Source organism: Actinomadura harenae, from assembly GCF_003696215.1.
In the GTDB taxonomy this organism is placed as follows: Bacteria; Actinomycetota; Actinomycetes; order Streptosporangiales; family Streptosporangiaceae; genus Spirillospora; species Spirillospora harenae.
The window spans coordinates 38229-53769 of record NZ_RFFG01000026.1 but is presented as its reverse complement, the minus strand read 5'-3'; the positions used below and the strand labels follow the sequence as shown (position 1 = coordinate 53769).

Annotated in this window: 19 protein-coding genes; 9 read left to right on the top strand and 10 right to left on the bottom strand. The window is 68.9% G+C overall.

Translation table 11 applies throughout. The features are described from left to right. Positions 1 to 680 precede the first annotated feature (680 nt). The 4 genes from EBO15_RS16685 to EBO15_RS16665 all read right to left on the bottom strand — a co-directional run bounded on the left by EBO15_RS16685 (position 681) and on the right by EBO15_RS16665 (position 2957). Positions 681 to 1220, bottom strand: a complete 540-nt coding sequence (locus EBO15_RS16685; protein WP_122195314.1) for a dihydrofolate reductase family protein — start codon at positions 1218 to 1220, stop codon at positions 681 to 683. A 377-nt stretch (positions 1221 to 1597) separates the two neighbouring features. Continuing rightward, on the bottom strand, positions 1598 to 2002 hold the full coding sequence (locus EBO15_RS16680; protein ID WP_122195313.1) for a hypothetical protein: 405 nt from the start codon (positions 2000 to 2002) through the stop codon (positions 1598 to 1600). Positions 2003 to 2184: 182 nt separating this feature from the next. Further along, the gene (locus EBO15_RS16670; protein WP_122195311.1) at positions 2185 to 2376 is read right to left on the bottom strand and encodes a recombination directionality factor; all 192 of its coding nucleotides are present in this window, start codon (positions 2374 to 2376) and stop codon (positions 2185 to 2187) included. Then, positions 2376 to 2957, bottom strand: coding sequence for a hypothetical protein (locus EBO15_RS16665; RefSeq protein ID WP_147481524.1), 582 nt, complete (start codon positions 2955 to 2957; stop codon positions 2376 to 2378). Before EBO15_RS16665 ends, EBO15_RS16670 begins: the two co-directional genes overlap by 1 nt. A gap of 372 nt (positions 2958 to 3329) precedes the next feature. On the opposite strand from EBO15_RS16665, the gene EBO15_RS16660 reads away from it, so the two are divergent. The 4 genes from EBO15_RS16660 (at position 3330) to EBO15_RS16645 (ending at position 5741) form a co-directional block, all read left to right on the top strand. Next, the gene (locus EBO15_RS16660; protein WP_122195309.1) at positions 3330 to 3989 is read left to right on the top strand and encodes a hypothetical protein; all 660 of its coding nucleotides are present in this window, start codon (positions 3330 to 3332) and stop codon (positions 3987 to 3989) included. A gap of 695 nt (positions 3990 to 4684) precedes the next feature. Beyond that, positions 4685 to 4888, top strand: coding sequence for a hypothetical protein (locus EBO15_RS16655; RefSeq protein WP_122195308.1), 204 nt, complete (start codon positions 4685 to 4687; stop codon positions 4886 to 4888). A gap of 281 nt (positions 4889 to 5169) precedes the next feature. Continuing rightward, positions 5170 to 5478, top strand: coding sequence for a DUF6247 family protein (locus EBO15_RS16650; RefSeq protein ID WP_122195307.1), 309 nt, complete (start codon positions 5170 to 5172; stop codon positions 5476 to 5478). Further along, positions 5475 to 5741 (top strand): hypothetical protein, encoded by a 267-nt coding sequence (locus EBO15_RS16645; protein ID WP_122195306.1) that lies wholly within the window; start codon positions 5475 to 5477, stop codon positions 5739 to 5741. Before EBO15_RS16650 ends, EBO15_RS16645 begins: the two co-directional genes overlap by 4 nt. Before the next feature lie 550 nt (positions 5742 to 6291). Here EBO15_RS16645 and EBO15_RS44215 read toward each other — a convergent pair. Then, positions 6292 to 6597 carry a hypothetical protein gene (locus tag EBO15_RS44215; protein ID WP_158628254.1) on the bottom strand — a complete coding sequence of 102 codons (306 nt, stop codon included), beginning with the start codon at positions 6595 to 6597 and terminating at the stop codon, positions 6292 to 6294. Beyond that, positions 6594 to 7592, bottom strand: coding sequence for a GNAT family N-acetyltransferase (locus EBO15_RS16635; protein ID WP_122195305.1), 999 nt, complete (start codon positions 7590 to 7592; stop codon positions 6594 to 6596). Before EBO15_RS16635 ends, EBO15_RS44215 begins: the two co-directional genes overlap by 4 nt. Before the next feature lie 432 nt (positions 7593 to 8024). Between EBO15_RS16635 and EBO15_RS16630 the strand changes: the two genes are divergently transcribed. Next, positions 8025 to 8381 carry a hypothetical protein gene (locus EBO15_RS16630; protein WP_158628253.1) on the top strand — a complete coding sequence of 119 codons (357 nt, stop codon included), beginning with the start codon at positions 8025 to 8027 and terminating at the stop codon, positions 8379 to 8381. Positions 8382 to 8911: 530 nt separating this feature from the next. On the opposite strand, the gene EBO15_RS16625 is transcribed toward EBO15_RS16630, so the two are convergent. Further along, on the bottom strand, positions 8912 to 9655 hold the full coding sequence (locus EBO15_RS16625) for a DUF6193 family natural product biosynthesis protein (RefSeq protein ID WP_122195303.1): 744 nt from the start codon (positions 9653 to 9655) through the stop codon (positions 8912 to 8914). 98 nt (positions 9656 to 9753) lie between these two features. Here EBO15_RS16625 and EBO15_RS16620 point away from each other — a divergent pair, with 98 nt between their 5' ends. The 3 genes from EBO15_RS16620 (at position 9754) to EBO15_RS16605 (ending at position 12009) form a co-directional block, all read left to right on the top strand. After that, positions 9754 to 10128, top strand: coding sequence for a hypothetical protein (locus EBO15_RS16620; protein ID WP_122195302.1), 375 nt, complete (start codon positions 9754 to 9756; stop codon positions 10126 to 10128). Between the two features lie 183 nt (positions 10129 to 10311). Next, positions 10312 to 10665, top strand: coding sequence for a hypothetical protein (locus EBO15_RS16610; protein ID WP_147481523.1), 354 nt, complete (start codon positions 10312 to 10314; stop codon positions 10663 to 10665). Between the two features lie 315 nt (positions 10666 to 10980). Beyond that, on the top strand, positions 10981 to 12009 hold the full coding sequence (locus EBO15_RS16605) for a hypothetical protein (RefSeq protein ID WP_122195299.1): 1029 nt from the start codon (positions 10981 to 10983) through the stop codon (positions 12007 to 12009). On the opposite strand, the gene EBO15_RS16600 is transcribed toward EBO15_RS16605, so the two are convergent. From EBO15_RS16600 to EBO15_RS16590, 3 genes are all read right to left on the bottom strand, one after another. Then, complete coding sequence (locus EBO15_RS16600; protein ID WP_122195298.1) at positions 12010 to 12504, bottom strand: hypothetical protein; 495 nt, start codon at positions 12502 to 12504, stop codon at positions 12010 to 12012. It abuts the gene before it with no gap. 602 nt (positions 12505 to 13106) lie between these two features. Beyond that, positions 13107 to 13499 carry a hypothetical protein gene (locus tag EBO15_RS16595; RefSeq protein WP_122195297.1) on the bottom strand — a complete coding sequence of 131 codons (393 nt, stop codon included), beginning with the start codon at positions 13497 to 13499 and terminating at the stop codon, positions 13107 to 13109. After that, the gene (locus EBO15_RS16590) at positions 13496 to 14794 is read right to left on the bottom strand and encodes a helix-turn-helix domain-containing protein (protein ID WP_122195296.1); all 1299 of its coding nucleotides are present in this window, start codon (positions 14792 to 14794) and stop codon (positions 13496 to 13498) included. The genes EBO15_RS16595 and EBO15_RS16590 overlap by 4 nt, the downstream gene beginning before the upstream one ends. A gap of 188 nt (positions 14795 to 14982) precedes the next feature. On the opposite strand from EBO15_RS16590, the gene EBO15_RS16585 reads away from it, so the two are divergent. Beyond that, on the top strand, positions 14983 to 15519 hold the full coding sequence (locus EBO15_RS16585; protein WP_122195295.1) for a glycine-rich domain-containing protein: 537 nt from the start codon (positions 14983 to 14985) through the stop codon (positions 15517 to 15519). Positions 15520 to 15541 lie beyond the last annotated feature (22 nt).

The window sequence follows — 15541 nt, the reverse complement described above, 5'->3', positions numbered from 1 at the left end:
GAGCCGGCGCCAGCCGTGGACCATGGGGGTCTTCTTTGCTGGTGCGGACTCCAACCACAGTCTCGGAGAGACGCGCGACCTCCACACGGTCGCCGTCGGCCGGGGCGTGACACCGGACGGGTCAGGTCCTGGCGCATCAGACGGACTTCTGTTCGGTTTGCCGTGCAAGCGAGCAGGCGCCACGTGCTCAAGAGGCCTAAACGTGGGGGAGTCGACGAGGGGACCGCGCCCGGCTGCGAATGCCGGTCATCTTGATCAAGCCGGGGAGCCGTGGCGCAGTGTGAGGGGAAGCCCAGACGAGGCGGCTCAGGCATTGCTGCGCCGCCGAGGACCCGCCTCACGTTTGTGCGCAGCGATGAAGCGCGGGTGCCGACTGCATGCCCCGGCTTGCTTCACGGTCGCGAATCTTCCTGAGGGCGCCTCCCACGAGCGCGGACGGAGCGGGCTCAAGGGAGGCGTCGAGATCTGGGGGTTGGGGAGGGTGTGGGGAGGGGCTCATCCGGCTTACTTGACATAATGTGCATTATCGACCAGGCGGACACAAGCGGATCAAGGTGTACATATGCACCCGGGCGCGTCCTGCGGTGAAGCTCTGCCGCCCGACGCGGCTCCGGGCAAGAGGCGAACGCGATCTTTCCGCGGACGTGGCCGCGCGGGGCGCCGCCTGCGGCTGGTGGACGTCAGCGGACGACGCGGAGCAGCATGCTCGTCCCGGCGTCCGTCGTCACCGTCCGTAGCGGCTCGAGCTGGACCGTCCGACCACCCGGATGCGAGAACAGCCTGACGCCGTCGCCGAGCAGCACCGGAACGACGCTCACGAAGATCTCGTCCAGCAGACCCGCCTCGAGGCACTGCGCGGCGACCTGCGCGCCCAGCACGCCCACGTTCTTCGGGCCGGCGGCCTCCGCCGCGGCCGCGGCGGCGCGCCGCAGGTCGTCCATGAACGTCACACCGGGAAACGTCCTGTCGGGGGCCTTGTGGGTCAGGACGAACTGAGGCCCGTCCCATCCTCCCCCGTACGGCTCGCCCTCGTTCTCGGTGCCCTTGTACGGATCGTCCCCGCCGAACGTCCGGCGCCCGACCAACAGGGCGCCGGTCTCGTTCATCAGCTCGTCCGTGGTCGGGTCGGGCGTCAGGTACTCCACCATCCAACCCATGTCACCCCCGGGCCCGGCGATGAACCCGTCCAGCGACATCGCGCACTGGTACTGCACGGCCATGACGTCCTCCTCGAGTCTGCTCCGAGCAGGATGACCACGCCGCGCGCCGATACTCATCGCCGGCCGCCGAACTCGCCCACCCAACTCCCCTGAAGTCACGCAAAACGGCACAAAGATTGCCTAACCGGACAGAAGGGGGATTCTGTCCGGTTAGAGGTTCTTTGTCCTGCTCGTCCCGGTTCGCATCAGGATTGCGCAGCGCCAAGACCTGGGCCTGGTTGGCGTAGGTCTGGATGGTCTCTCCCAGGGCGCGGACGGTGTCGGCGTGCCCGCGGCGCAGCTCCTTGACCTCCTGGCGCAGGGCGGCGATCCGCTCGCGCGCCCAGGGGAGTTCGGGTCGTTGCGCTCACCAGGCTGCACCCGGCAGTCCCCCGGTCTCAGCGGGGCGACCATCGTTGTGCGAACAGCTGCGCCCGGATCAGGGCAGCGATGGAACGCGACTGTTCGGCATCGGCGGCGCTGCCGGGATCCTCGAGGCTGTCGGACACGGCCGCCCAGCGGTCCAGCGTGAGCACAACGATGTCCCATTGGGCTCGGTTCAAGGTCATCGTTGAGGTCTGGCCAGGCGCTGGCCAGTGCTCGAACCCCTCCACCTCGTTCGGCCAGCCGGGGATCTGGTTCCAGCCGGCCTGACGAATGCTGGAGCCAAGGTCGACCACGTTCCTGGAGTCCCCGCTCCGGGCCTCCACGCTGACCTCATTGTCCAGCGTGGCATCGATGACCAGCCACTGGCGGGTCTCCATCCGCACTCGATATCTGATCTCTTCGAAGGGGTGGCTCATGCCGTCCGATCGTCGCGGTCCCCATGAAGGTCCGTCAACACTGCGGCAGGACGATCTGAAGGGCCTCGCGTTTTCCGGACAGCTGCTTGATGGGTGATCTATGCGGCCTGCTGTCGGTCCAGGTACGTGGACCCACCTCACCGGCGCCTACGACGGCATCGCCCACACCACCAAGCCCTACGTCAACGGCACCCTTCAAGCCACCGCCTGCCGTACAAAGCGGGCACCTTCACCAGCAGGTCACGGGAGTGGGAGGTGATCCGGAGCTTGTCGAGCTTGGCGGGCCGGGTCTTGCCTGATGAGGTCGGCTGGACATCGCCGATCCGGATGCGGCCCAGCTCACGGAATCGTTTCTGCAGGTCGATGATGGGCATCAGGCAGCAGCCGCCTTCCGCGGAAGGTGGGGAGGAGTGAGTGCCGTGCCGACGACGGCCTTGGACGCGCCGGTCTGGAACTCGGCGACGCGCTGAACGTGGGTGAACACCTCGAACTCGGCGTCGCCGCATCGGACGGGGTACAACCTGTACCCCTCGGGCCGCAGGTGCAGGACGACGCCGACGTCATGGGTGAGCAGCCGGGCCACCCGAGCGCCGGCGTAGCCCGCCTCGTCGTTGGCGACCACCATCTCCGAAGCGGTGAAGGTGATCTGCCAGTCGTCGACGAACGCGTGGAAGTGCTCGATGTAGGGCGCGAACTCCTCGTTGTTCAGCAGCTCTTCGGGGACGGGCTGGCCGAGGATGTGGGCCTCGATCAGGGCGTGGACCGCCGACCCGAGCTTGACGCGCTCGTTCTTCTTGCGGTCCGGTGCCCCGCTCAGCCACCGCTGGGCGCGCTTGCGGGGCTCGGGGTCGCGGGAGGCCCGCACCAGGGCGGTGAGCCTGATCCGCCGAACACATCGGCGGTCGGACAGGTGCCTGTGCAGGTCTCCGTTGGCTTCGCGGACAGCAACCGCCATCTCTGAGGTTCCCCCGGCACCCCGGACGGGCCCGAACGACTCACCCCGCGGGCAGTGGCTGGCGCGGCAGCCCCGGTGACGGCGTGGCGGCTGCCGGACCTGACCGGGGGCCGACATCCCGGACGCGGCACGGCCCTGGCCAGCCGAGGCGGCTCCGCACTGGCACCTGCGGGCCGAAGTGCTCAGCCACACCAGTGGCTCCGACTTGCCTTGTCCGAATTCCAGTCCGTACTGAGCCGGTGCCGGTGCTTTTCTCGGCGTTGCGTGGTGGAATCGTGCGCGATGCGAGTGACGTCAGCCTGCCGTGACAGCGTCGGCATGCTCGCTGGTTCGGGTGGCGCTGCGAGTGGTTCGGTGAGGAGATCGAGACCCATGACCCGCGGTAACCGGCCAAGGCCGAACCCCGATCACTCCGCCCGGTGGTTGCCCGGCCGCCAGATCACTCCCCCGCCAGGTGCTCTGGCCGCCCTGCTCATATGCGGTGTCGTCCTCGCCGCCCTCGGCTGGGTGCTGCTGGCCGCGCCCTTCGGCCCCGACATCCGCGCCCAGGAGCCGCTGCACACCGCTGTTCGGATGTGGGCCCTGACCGCCGGGTCTCTGTGGACGCTGGCCATGGTGGGCGTGGTGTCCCGCGCAGTGGTGACGACCCCGCGGAACATGCGGGCGGCGCAGGAACAAGCCGAACAGGATCCGCCCGGCGCGCCCTTGCCCGGGGAGCCCTCTGCCGGGGAGCAGAGGAGACAACCTGCCGGCTTCGCCAGAGACCTGGCCCTCCGCGCCACGGCGCTGGCAGCGGCGGCGCTACCCATGGCACTCTGCGGCTGGCTGCTACCCAGCGTCATCCTGAACCCCCGCCACCCGGCCCCACACTTCGCGGCACCGATGCTCACCCTGACCTTCGCCCTCGCAGCGTTCACCCACGCGACACTCTCGGTCGCCGTCCTGCTCCCCGCCGTCCGGCCAAGACGCGACGCGGACGCCGACCCTGCGGAGCGCACGATGGTCGCCCCGAGCAAGCGGGAAGAGTCATGAGTGCCGGAGCCGAGTGCGCCCTCTACTCCGGCTCCAGCCATTGAAAGACAACCCCAGAGTTCCCTGAGCACTCCCCCGCCTCGGCAGCCCCTGGACCGGGGTTTCCTCGGCGGTAGGGGATCTCGTTATGAGGACTTTCCCTGGGGGTAGGGGGCGATGCCGAACCGAGCCATGAAGTCCTGGTGGACCAGCATGCCGAGCCGGCCGCCCTTGATCCGTTTGGCGAACCCAAGTCGGCGCCCCGGCCCACGTCGCCGCAGCCGGGTCGGCGCTGCCGGCCAGCGCGGCGGCGTACCGCTCGGCCCAGCCGCGAACCTGCGCGCGGGCGGCGGCGCCGGGGCCGTCGTCGAGGGTGTCGATGAGCAGCCGCGTGATCGTCTCGTCCCGGGTCTCGCCGGGCAGCACCCGCCGGTTGAGCAATGTGGGCTGTCCCGAGCCCGTTTGGAGTGGTGATCGTGGCCCGAGCAACCTGCGTCGCCATGTCGTGCTCGGCGTGGGTTCACCGACGACGCCCAGACGCCCACGGGCGCCGCCCCCGTTGCGCTCGACTGATCGGAAGCCGAGGTGCTCGCCATACTTCGACGTGTCGCCTGGTTGGACGGCACGGTGCTGTGCGTTCGCGGTCTCTGGGGGACGCGGCGTTGTGACCTGGCCTGGGCGTCGGGCTTCGAGTGCGTGGCCCCGACTGGCGCCCCATGGCGGCCCGTCTCATCGTGAGCGCGGGCGACACACGCCCCCTCCGGGTCCCCCTGGTCGACCCCGCCGCCCACCGGCCCCTGTCACGGCTGCTGATCGCGTCCCTGACGGCCGCCATCGCGGGCGGCAAGCCTCTGCACGAACTGAACCCCGCCTTCCGTGCCACCGTCACAGCACTTCACGACCTCTACGTGACGGTCTGAGCCCTCCCCCGTAGCTCAGAACTGGTGGGGAGCCGCGGAGCCGGGCCTGGGAACCTGTTCGTGCAGGCCGGCCCTGCTCCCCTTACGGACCTCCGCGTGGCCGTCTGTGCACGAGGGTGCGCGGCTGGCGGCCAGGTGGTGCGGTCCCGCCGCATGCGCGGTTCCGTTCGTTTGTGCACGGGGCGCATGATCCTGAGGTGGCCCTGTGCGCGGCAGCCGTGCCAGCGCGTCTGTGCGAGGCGGCCCGGAGCGCGTGCACGGCCGCGCCTATAGTGAGGCCCATGACGGCCCCACACTTCGAGTCGCCCGCCGGGCCGGGCCGGCCCTACGGCAACGACGCGGCCCGGCGCCTCCACGACAGGCTCCCTGCCGACGACCGTGCCTTGTTCGAGGCCGAGTTCCGCGCGGCTCTGGAGGCGGCCAAGGAGACTTTCGACTTGACCGGTGTTCAGCGGGTCCTGGAGCGGTGGCGTCGTTATCTGGTCGTTCACGCGGACGCGCGCGCGGGCGAGGGCCTGGAGGCGGCCACGCGGGCTGCAGCAGGAGAGAGCGTTCCCGTGGTCCCGGTCGACTGGACGCTGTTCGCGTGAGCAGCCTGGGAGAGCCGTTCGAGGTCGTGTTCGCGGCGGTCGCGGCGGATTTGCCCGGTGTGCTGCCAGTGGAGGGCCGCAAGGCCTTGGGTGAGGCGCTCCGGCAGGTCGCGGCGGACCCTTGGGCGGTCACCGAGCGGTACCACCCGAGGATGCCCGCAGAGATGCGCACCGGGGTGTTCGGCGAGGATGGGGTGCTGGTCGTGGTGGTGTCGGGCCGGCATCACCGGGTGATCGTCACGCATGTGACGTGGATGGGCTGATCCCTCTGGGCCAGGGCCGGGCCCCGGCGATATCGCCAGGGCCCCGCCTTCCACCCGAAGCCAGGTGGCACCCGTGCGGGTGGACGGATCCGCGACCGCGGGAAGGACCACGCCGGCGTCCTGGACGTTGTGTCGTCACCGTTCGTGCGGGCCGCGAGGCCAGGGCCCTCGATGCGCCCGGCCGGTTTCCGGGGTGGGCGGCGTGCGATGCGCCTCGCCACCGGCACTGACAGGCAGCGCCGATCCCCCGGCCGACCTCGCGCAAGGGTGAATCTAGGACGACCGACGGCCAGGTGTGGCGACCGCCTTGGCGACCGTCGCCCTTGCGGGTACGGCCGCCACTGCGTCAGCCAGCACAGGTAGTCTCAGCGGCGTCGTCCAGCCGAACTGCGGCGGGCCGAATGGCGGCTGCACGTACTCCCGTTGGGGGCGCACTTCGACACCTTCGGCCAATGCCATGACGAGGGCGGCTTTCTGGAGTACCTCTATGGCTTTGCTGACTGCTATCGCGCACGGGACGACACCCCAGGGCTAGGGCCTTGTTCTATACCTATGACACGTAGCCAGTGAGCTCATCGGCGCCGATTCCGGCGAGGTCGTCTTCACCGGCAGCGCTGCGGCCGCCGAGCGCAGGGCGCTGCGGGGCGACGACTGGGCGCAGGCGGCTGTGCGACGCGGGCCACGGTGCCTGGTTCGGCGCTTCGTCGACGGCCGAGTGCGGGCGGGCCTCGGGCTGTTCGGCGACGGTGGTGGCCTTGCCTGCTTCCAGCACGTCGAGACCGGCGCCGACTCCTACCGCCTCGCCCAAACCCGCGCCCGAGAACACGCCGCCGGCCGACCCCTCACCGCAGCTCACGCAAGGGCGGGTCCGCACCGCGGCCCGCCCCTCAACCGATGGGTTGATACCTCCACGAGCAGACGTTCTCGCACAAGGCGGTAGCCGACCGCCCGGTTCACGGCGAGCATCGGCGCATTCTGCTGGTTGACCGTCACCGTGACCGATTCGACCGCCGGGAACAGCTCATGCAGGCGCAAGGTCTGCCGGGCCTTCATCCATCGGGCCAGCCCGCCACCTCGGTGCCCGGGCAGCACCGCGGTGTCGTGCTGCTCAGCCGCCCTGGCTTCCCAAGACGGAATCGTGGTGACTGTCGCACCGATGACATCGCCCGATGGTGAGTGCACTACCGCGCCGACGAGCAGATGCCGGCCGCGGCTCATCCCTGCCTCCCACGCACGGACCGCCGCAGTGTCCCAGGCTCGAGACGCCATCTGCAGCTCAGCGCCCGGCGCGTCCAGCACATGGCCCATCACCCGCCCGAACGAGGCCACCCATTGTGTAGGCGCCGCCCCCTGCCAGAACACCAGCCGGTGATCCGAGCGCGCAGCCATCCCCAGCTCATGGCAGCGCCGCAGAGTGTCCTGATCGAGTCGCTGCTCATGCAACTCCAGGCGCAGCACCACCCTCCATCCGCTGGCAAACGGCTCCCCAGGCGATCCCGTCAGCACGGTCGCCTGAATCCGCTCCACATCCGCATCCTCCGCGACCCGAGCAAGCAACCTGGACCCGACTCCCCTGCGCCGGGCGGACGGCGTTACGAACAGGCGAAGGAACCCGGCCGCGGGATCGTGCTGCTGGGGCCGCAACTCTGCCACGCCACAGATCGACCCGGCCCGGCGCGCCAGCCACCGTTGCACACGCTCCTCGGCCTCAACGCGCAACCGTTCCGCCAGCACTCCGGGATCGACCACCCCGCCGGACAGTTCCGCCTGCCCCTCTCCGAACACAAGGCACCAGGCATCCAGATCTCGTTTCACGGAGGCCTTCGCTTCGAACACCTCAATCGCCGGCAAGTCCGGGACCTCCCTGGGGCCGTGAGGCCGCCACGTCGCCACCGCCTGCCCCGGCCGGGCTCAGGACAGGTACTCGCCCGTCCATCGCGACCTCACCGTCGCTGAATCTCATCAACATCATCGTCCCCGCGGGCCCCTGGCCGTCGCTCAAACCGACGCATAGACGTTGCTGCTTCTCACGGCCGCAACCACTTTCAGTTCGCGCGTTTCCCGGGTGTGGCACCCAGTCGCCGCCGGGGGCGCCATGGCGCCCCCGGCTGCCTTCCGTGTTCCGCAGACCGGTGACGATGGACGCGAGCGTCCGCTGTGTCTCGGGTCGTGGGCTGTGGTGGGGCCGGTCCGGGGAGCGGGTTCCGGTCCGGGGGGCTCCTCCCCCCGCTGGGCGTCCCCGTCTGAGAGCATCCTTGCGTGAAGTATGCGTTTCTGCCCGTCTTGGTGCTGTTGTTGGCCTCTTGTTCGGCCGGCGGTGAAAGGCTCGCGGCCGACTGCGCCAAGATCAGCGCCCTGGTCAACAAGCCGGTCACGCGCGACTTCGACGAGGCCGCGTTCGCTGCCCAGGTGCGAGCGCTCCGGCCGGGAGTGGACGACGAGCGTCTGGTCAAGCAGCTGGGGATCGTGGCCGATCACTGGGGCCGTGAGGCGCGCGCCAGAGGCCCGATCAAGGATCTGCAGAAGGACGCCGAGGAGTCTGACCGCGCCATCGCGGCCAATGACGAGCTCACGCGGATCTGTGAGAAGACCGGCCGTTGGACGGCCGACCGCCCCACGTCCCCGTCGTCCTCCGGGTAGCTGCGACCGGCCTCGGGCGCGGTTCTCTCTGCGGAGGGTGAGACGGTCGGGATCGTCTGCCGCACCGCCCGGCGCTGCCTGGCCTTGTCCCGTCGCGCCGGGCTGGGATTCGGTTGTCGGGCGCGCCTCACCTTTGGCCCGTGACATGCGTTGATCTCCCTATCTTGGGCTCGGGCAGCTTCAGGGGAGCGTGGCGGAACGGCGACAATCCAGCGGATACAGCTCTGACCTCGGGTGATCAAGTGCTAGGTGGCTGCTGCGACGCGGGCGGCGTCGGCGATGCGGATGGCTTCGCCGACGGATGGCTTCGCCGACGGGTGGCCTCGTGCGGGAGTCGGGTGAAGCCCGGACGGTCCAGAGAGTTGTCGGCTGGAGGTGGCGGGGGCCTTGCAGGTGGGGGCACCGTCGGCCGGGAGCACGGCCAGGGCATGCCGTTGGTGGGCGCCGGTCTGCTGATCGGTGGGATGCCGAAGGTAGACGCGGCCGGCCATGCCCGATCGTGTCCCTTCCCGGCTCGCCCGGCGCCGAGGTCAGGAATCCTGTGCGGGCCCCTGAGGGGGCGCCTGCCGGAGGTCGGCGGGGATGCGGTCGACGGCGATGGCGATCGCTTCGGCCGGTGTGGTGACGTGGTGTAGGGCGGGGCCGTTCCACCACTCCCTGATGGTGTAGCCGCCGGTTCCCCATGGTGAGTCGATCGAGACGAAGGGCGGGGAGAACGGGTAGTCGGGTGTGTTGGAGAAGCTCAGTGCCCAGTGGCTGGTGAAGGGGTAGAGCCTGCGGAGGGTCGGTTGGGCGTGGGCGGTTTTGATGAGCGCCCGGTACTGCGGCCAGTCGGCGTCGACGGCGCCCTTCAGGAGCCACTGCCACTCGGAGGCGATGACGCCCACAGGGTTCTTGTCGGCGACCTCGAAACGTCCTGTCAGGAGATCGAAGGGCGCAGCCTGCCCGATCTCGTCGAGGCCGGCTCCCTCGGCCCAGTCGCGGATCACCCGAGGAAGGTCGCGCAGGTCCTTGGTGTTGCCGCAGATCATGAGCCTGTCGTTGGAGCAACCCAGGATGCTCCAGCTTCGTTCGTGGTGTCGCGCGGCGACGTAGGAGGAGTGGCGATGCGGGACGACACTGGTGAACGTGGCGTGCCGCAGCGGGTCGGACGGCGTGACGGCCACGGGAAGGACCAGGCCCTGGTCGGCGGCTGCGGCTTGGAGTGCTGCGGCAAGGCTGCCGCGGGCGGCCACCTCCGGGTAGAGGACGGCCGGGTCCGGTTCGCGGCTCATGATGTTCCGATCTTCTGCCCGTTCAGCGTGCAGTGACGGCCATCGTAGGGGCGGAAAAAGCGGAGGTGAAGACCGGAACCGACGGGTAGCTTCACGCCATGGTTGATGTTGCGACGCTACGTGATTTCCTCAGGTCGGAGGTTCCCGAAGTCCAGGCCCCGCTCGCCGCGTGGGAGCAGAGGGAGATCGCGTGGGCCGCCGAATACGAGACGGAGCCGTTTCTTGACAACGTGTACGGGCTGATCTCTGAGGTCTTCTGGTGGGAGGTGTTCGAGCCCGCCGTCTCCGCAGCGGACGTCCCGGTGCTCGAACGTTGTTACGCGGTGACGGAAGCGCTCCTCACCTGTACCGTCACCCCGTCGAACATGATCCGTGAATGTGTGTGCATCCGGGTCCTCAAGTACCTGCGCCCGGATTCTCCGGGGTACGCCTTCGCCGGGCCAGTGACCAGGCGACTTCTCGAGTCGCCGTGAGACCCGGCGATGCCCGACGAACACCCCGGCGAGCCTTCGCGACCTGCTTCCCGGCATGACGGTCGAGACACGCAAGATCCTGGAGATCAAACCGGGGCGCACCTGGCTGGTCGTCCTCGACGGACGATGGGCCTACGACGCGCCGCCCGACCATCACGCGGTCCCGCTCGACGTGGCTTCCGTTTGGTTGCTCCTCTGGTCGAACGGCCCCGTGACGAGGTCGAATCCGAAGCCCTCGCGCAGCTTCGCCCGAACGACCCGGACCTCGCCGAGCCGATGCGGTCCGTGATCGGCGCCGGGTTGGGAGCTTGGTCGGATCACTGGATCGCGCACGCGCTCCGCTGGGTGAGGCCCGACGAGGCCGAACTGTTCACCGACCAGCTCCACACGATCGCCGCAGCCCACACCGCTGCCTCCCAACGAACCCAGCACGCCGCGAAGAAGCTCCTGAAGGAACGGGGGCTCTGGGGACCCCTGCCCTGCAAGGAGAGCCGAGGCCGCAGCGAAGACCGGAACCGGGACTGGCTCGGGGATTGAGCTCGATGACGGTCTGTGCGGCGGGCGGGGGTGCGGCCCGTCCGTTCCATTGGCGCTGGCATCGGGCCGATGTGGCGCGCCGTCACCTCGTTCCCGGCCACGACCGTCCGTCTTACGACCTTCGCTCCTGGGGCCCAGGACTACTCTGCAGGACATCCTCGGCATCCTCACCGGCGCCGGATCACCGTCGACGACCAGTGACCGCGACTCCCGTCATGGGCACCGCGTGAGGTCGTCAGGGTGGGTGACTGGGAGCGGGGCAGGCGTGGGCGAGGGGTCGTGGCGGTCGGTGGTTGTGGAGGGTGGGGTGCGGGCGTGAGCACGTTGGGGTTCGTGGTCGATGTTGTCGTGCGGGGCTCGGTCCTGGGGGCTGACCACACCAGCAGTCCTGAGGACGTCGACCGGGTTCTCGGCGTCACCCCGGCGGAGAACCGGGGCGAGGGCCAGATGTGGCGGGATTACGGTCTGGTCGACTTCTTCTGGGAACGCGGCCCTGACGGGACGGAGTGGCGGGGCACGCACTTCACCGTGCAGCTGCATCGGCTGGGCTCGGCGGGAGTCGGTGTCGCGGACGGTCCGATCCAGGAGAGGCACGGCCCGTTGCAGGACTCGCTCCGCTTCGCGGATCTGCGGGCCGCGCTGGCGGACCTCGGCGTCGACATGGTCGAGCTGATGAGCCCGAACGAGGGCTATCGGGAGTACTGGCAGCCGGACACCGCGGTCCACATCCTCGCCGCCGACGGCGAAGTCGACCGCGTCATCGCGCCCTTGCCCGCCGAATCCGCCGCGCACATGGTCGCCGGCGTGCCCGCCGACCGGCAGCACATCGGGCATCTGCTCCAGACCTCCGATGAGCAGCGGCTGGCCTGGGTCGACCGCCACCGGCCCGAGGCGCGAGACGCGGCCAACTGGTGGCTGCGGTTGTTCCTCCAGATCGAGCACAGGATGCACGGTGGTGCCGATCAACGCGTTGCTGCCGCGCGGCTGTACCTGTGGGCCGTTCGTCGCTCTCACCTGGACGGTGCCTTCGGGGCCGGTGAGACGGCCATCAGGGTCTCCGCATTCAGCTCCTCGCTCGGCTTCCACGGATACGCCGCCGAGCTTGCCGGGGTTGTGCCGACTGCGGAACAGATCGTTCGGGACTGTCTCGACGCTCTCCCGATGCCCTTGGATCAGGCGCGGGTTCCCTGCGTCGTGAGCCCTGAAAATCTTCCGGCTATGCGCGCCTCGCGTCAGGCCAAGAATCTCATCGGCGCGGCCGCCCAGCATCTGCCTGACGTCCGCGACCATGACCTCGCCGAGCGACTGCGCGCGTGGATCGAAGTGAAACCTGGCCTCGTCTGATCAGAAGGTGCCGAAGAACCGGTGCCACCAGGTCGGCCGTTGGACATGTCCGGGCAGTCGGCTCGGCCCGTCGTAGTGACTTTCCAGCAGCTCTTCCGGCACGACCGTGTAGCCGAGGTCGGTCAACGCCCGGTGTGTCCGGGCGAGGTCGGCGGGGTCCAACTCCCCCATGTCCTGGGCTTCCTGGGTGCCGAGGAAGGCCCCGGGATTGTCGGCGCAGATGAGCGCCAGGGAACCGAACCTGCTGATGCAGATGACGATCCTGGTCCCGCATGCGGTTGCTGTCGCTGGTATGTGGACACGGCCGTACTCGCTGGAGTCTTGTGTGTCCTGCTCTGCCGCGCAGTCGGTTCCGAAGTCCGCCTCGATCCGGGCTGCCAGCTTGTCGAACTGCTGAGCCGGCGCATAGTGGTCGTCCCCGCGGGGGCGCTCCAGATGCCCAGGGTCGTCGAGCTCGCGTAGTAGCGCGAGGAGGTCTGCCTCTCCCCTGATCATCCGTCCACCCTGTCGTCGTGCTGCTTGAGTCCTGAGGACGTCACCGTGGCACCTTGGAGATGTGGTCGGCGCTGGGTGTCGGGTGCGCGTTTCTGGTGAGTTGGCCAGGACTACCGTGTCTGCGCGCTGGTCCCCCGTGTCGAACGTTCTGTGGGTCGCGAGCAGCATGTGCGGCGGGCTTTCGGCGGGTCAGCGGGCTCGGGGCAAGGCCGCTTGTCGGCCAGAGTCGTACCGGCGCAGAACCCCCCTTCGTCAGGTGGGGAAAGGGCTCGGCCCCTCCGTGGGGAGGCCGAGCCCGATGTCAGCGAGTGGGTGCCGTGCACCCGATCACGGCCTCTGCACCATGCCGTCCTTGCATGCCCTGGTCGCGCTCGTACGCCAACACGTTGGCTTCCGGGTGGAGGTGAGTGCGGCCCGGGTTGCGCAGGGCCGGATGTGCCCCCCGTGCGCCCCGGCTCGACAGGCGCGCCGCGCGCGATGCCGTACGTGGCCTTCCTTCTCCCGCCGCGTGAGCAGGCGGGCTTGTGCAGAGCTGTGCCGGGGCTGGTATGTCCGCTTTCCCTAAGAGGCTCCGCCGCGTCCGCCGACAGTAGGTGGGGTGGTCACTGGATGTTCTGAGTCTCGCGCCGCTCAATCTCCTCGAAGATGTCGCTGTCGGTTTCCTGCTGCCAGGTCGGCAGGTTGCTCCAGTCGGCAACGTAGGACGGCTTGGGGTTGGGGATCTGCTTGTAGATCTGAGCGATCCAGCACAGGGCTACGAACTGCCCCTTCTGCTGGCGGGACAGGTTGGCCGTCGCCCCGTCCGCCAAAGCCACGAAGTGGGCGACCTGGCTGTAGACCGCACTGGCAGCCTGCCGTTCCCAATCGGGCGTGGTGTCCCAGGGGGCTACGTATCCGGGCTTGGGGTCTCCAGGAAAGTGCTTCCGCACCCCGGCGATCCACGCCTCACGGAAGACGCGGCCGCCTTCGGTCTGGTGGTTCTTCTGGGCTGTCATACGGCCTCCTCAAGTTGGGAAATGCGGCTGCTGAGTTGCGCCGCCCGGTGGTCGGTCAGCAGTGGCCTCAGCTCTCCTTGGAGGGCGTGGAGTTTTCGGCCGACGTATCCCGATGATCGGGTCTTGTCGGCTAGATCTGCGGCTTGAACGCCGTACTCCAGGGCTTGGTCGAGCTCGCGGGTTCGGGCGCCGAGCACGGCCAGGTCCGTGAGGATGCTGCCCCTGCGGCGCAGCGACGTCGCGGATTCGAGAGCCTCGGTCAGTGCCACGGAGGCCAGGTCCGGACGGCCGAGCGCCGTGTAGCAGGTTCCCCGTCCTTCAGCGAGGCGGCTGCCGTCGAACCGTAGCCATCCACCCGGCATGACGGGTCCGGGCAGTCCCCTGACCCCCTCGGCAACGTCCAGTTCGCGCTTGCAGGCATCGAACTCCCCGAGCCCCGCGTATGCCTCTGCTCGAACGGCAGCCACCCAATAGCGCGTGGAAAGTCGGGAGTCGCCCCGCCTGGCAACACGGTCCGCCGAGTCCAGGAGCGAGAGCGCGGGGAGGACATCGCGCTCGTACAGGCTGACGTAGGCGTGACGGACCAGCGCGCACGCCCAACGGTCGAAGTTCCGCGCTTCTCTGCTCGCGTCGGCGGCCAGCGTGTAGCAGTGAGCTGCGTCCGTGTACATGTTCGCGTCGAACATGATCTCTCCGGCGAGCTGGAAGAGGTCACCGACCGACATGCACAGCCGCTCGTGGACGACTTGAGAGTGCGGTTGCCGCAGCGCGCCGGTCAGCACGTCGAGTTGCTGGTGGACCGCCGGGTACACGGCTCGTTTGGAGGACGCCAGGGCGAAGACCTGCCAGAGGTGGGAGTTCAGCAGGTCGAACTCGCTGATCGGCTCCATGTCTTCGGAGTGGGCAGATGCGGGGGCAGGAAGGGCGACCAGCGTTCCCGTGACGGTCAACAGGCGTAGCAGTTCCCTGCGGTTCATGTCGTCCAGTTCACCAGAGGACGGTCCCGATGGGGCTACCGCGAGGCCGATCACACGCTGAGGAAGTTGAGGGGAGGACACGGGAAGCGGCGTGGGCGAGGAGTCCCCTTCGGGATTGAACAGGTCGTCCAGGCCGTCGCGCGAGACCTGCAACAGGTCGCAGAGTCGGGCGCGATGGTGCGGCTGTGGAACGCAACGGCCCCGTTCCCAGCGGGCGATCGTGGAGCGATCAACGCCTAACTCGACCGCAAGGGACTCCTGGGTGAATCCGAGATGCCTGCGGCGCTTCGCCAGGCGCGGCCGCCTCCCTGCCGCCATCGTCCCTCCGAAGTGAGGCCGGTACCTCGCTGCCTGTTCACCGAGGTCAGCCTAGAACTCGCACCCAGGGCGCGCCGCGAATGCACCAGAGATGCACCACAGGTGCGCCGCTGATGCCCTGGGCTGCGTAGGTCGCTCCGGATTCCATGGTCCATACAGGGGCCGTACCTAGTGACTCTGGAGGAGCCATGACCATCGCGTTGGACAGCATCACTTCGACCGGCCGTGATCCCCGGGAGCTGATCCCGGGAGAGGCGTTCGCGCTGCTCGTCGACGACTTCCGCAAGGCCACGCACGCCACCCACGACTACTGTGCCCGCGCCGTCGGGCAGAACCTGGTGTTCCTTTCGGCGGTGGGCAGGATCCGCTGCGCCGAGCGGCAGGACCCGCGCGCCTACGTCCGCATCGTGCCGACGCCGCCCGTGGACCAGGCGTGGCACCTGAGCCTCCAGCGGACCGAGGTGTACCTTCCGATGAGCCTGGCGCTCGCCGGATCGTTCATCCACCACCGCCCCGTCATGGACGACGACATCAGGTCCGGGGCGGCGCTGGCCCGGACCATTCCGCAGCTTCACGCCACGGGATACTTCGTGGACCCGGAGTTCTGGGAGGGCGAGGCCGGATCGAGTTGCTGCCCGCCCGAGTGCAACAGCCCGGGTTTCCAGGACGCCGGGATCGACTGGCGGGACCTGTTGCCGACCGGCGCGAACACCATCCGGTTCTGACCGGGTGATCTAGGAAGGGCTT

Coding starts and splice junctions, on each gene's coding strand:
- EBO15_RS16650 (WP_122195307.1), top strand. CDS start 5,170: ATGACGGCCCCACACTTCGAGTCGCCCGCCGGGCCGGGCCGGCCCTAC.
- EBO15_RS16670 (WP_122195311.1), bottom strand. CDS start 2,376: ATGCCCATCATCGACCTGCAGAAACGATTCCGTGAGCTGGGCCGCATC.
- EBO15_RS16655 (WP_122195308.1), top strand. CDS start 4,685: ATGGCGGCCCGTCTCATCGTGAGCGCGGGCGACACACGCCCCCTCCGG.
- EBO15_RS16685 (WP_122195314.1), bottom strand. CDS start 1,220: ATGGCCGTGCAGTACCAGTGCGCGATGTCGCTGGACGGGTTCATCGCC.
- EBO15_RS16680 (WP_122195313.1), bottom strand. CDS start 2,002: ATGAGCCACCCCTTCGAAGAGATCAGATATCGAGTGCGGATGGAGACC.
- EBO15_RS16665 (WP_147481524.1), bottom strand. CDS start 2,957: ATGGCGGTTGCTGTCCGCGAAGCCAACGGAGACCTGCACAGGCACCTG.
- EBO15_RS16590 (WP_122195296.1), bottom strand. CDS start 14,794: ATGGCGGCAGGGAGGCGGCCGCGCCTGGCGAAGCGCCGCAGGCATCTC.
- EBO15_RS16595 (WP_122195297.1), bottom strand. CDS start 13,499: ATGACAGCCCAGAAGAACCACCAGACCGAAGGCGGCCGCGTCTTCCGT.
- EBO15_RS16600 (WP_122195298.1), bottom strand. CDS start 12,504: ATGATCAGGGGAGAGGCAGACCTCCTCGCGCTACTACGCGAGCTCGAC.
- EBO15_RS16585 (WP_122195295.1), top strand. CDS start 14,983: ATGACCATCGCGTTGGACAGCATCACTTCGACCGGCCGTGATCCCCGG.
- EBO15_RS16660 (WP_122195309.1), top strand. CDS start 3,330: ATGACCCGCGGTAACCGGCCAAGGCCGAACCCCGATCACTCCGCCCGG.
- EBO15_RS16620 (WP_122195302.1), top strand. CDS start 9,754: ATGGTTGATGTTGCGACGCTACGTGATTTCCTCAGGTCGGAGGTTCCC.
- EBO15_RS16625 (WP_122195303.1), bottom strand. CDS start 9,655: ATGAGCCGCGAACCGGACCCGGCCGTCCTCTACCCGGAGGTGGCCGCC.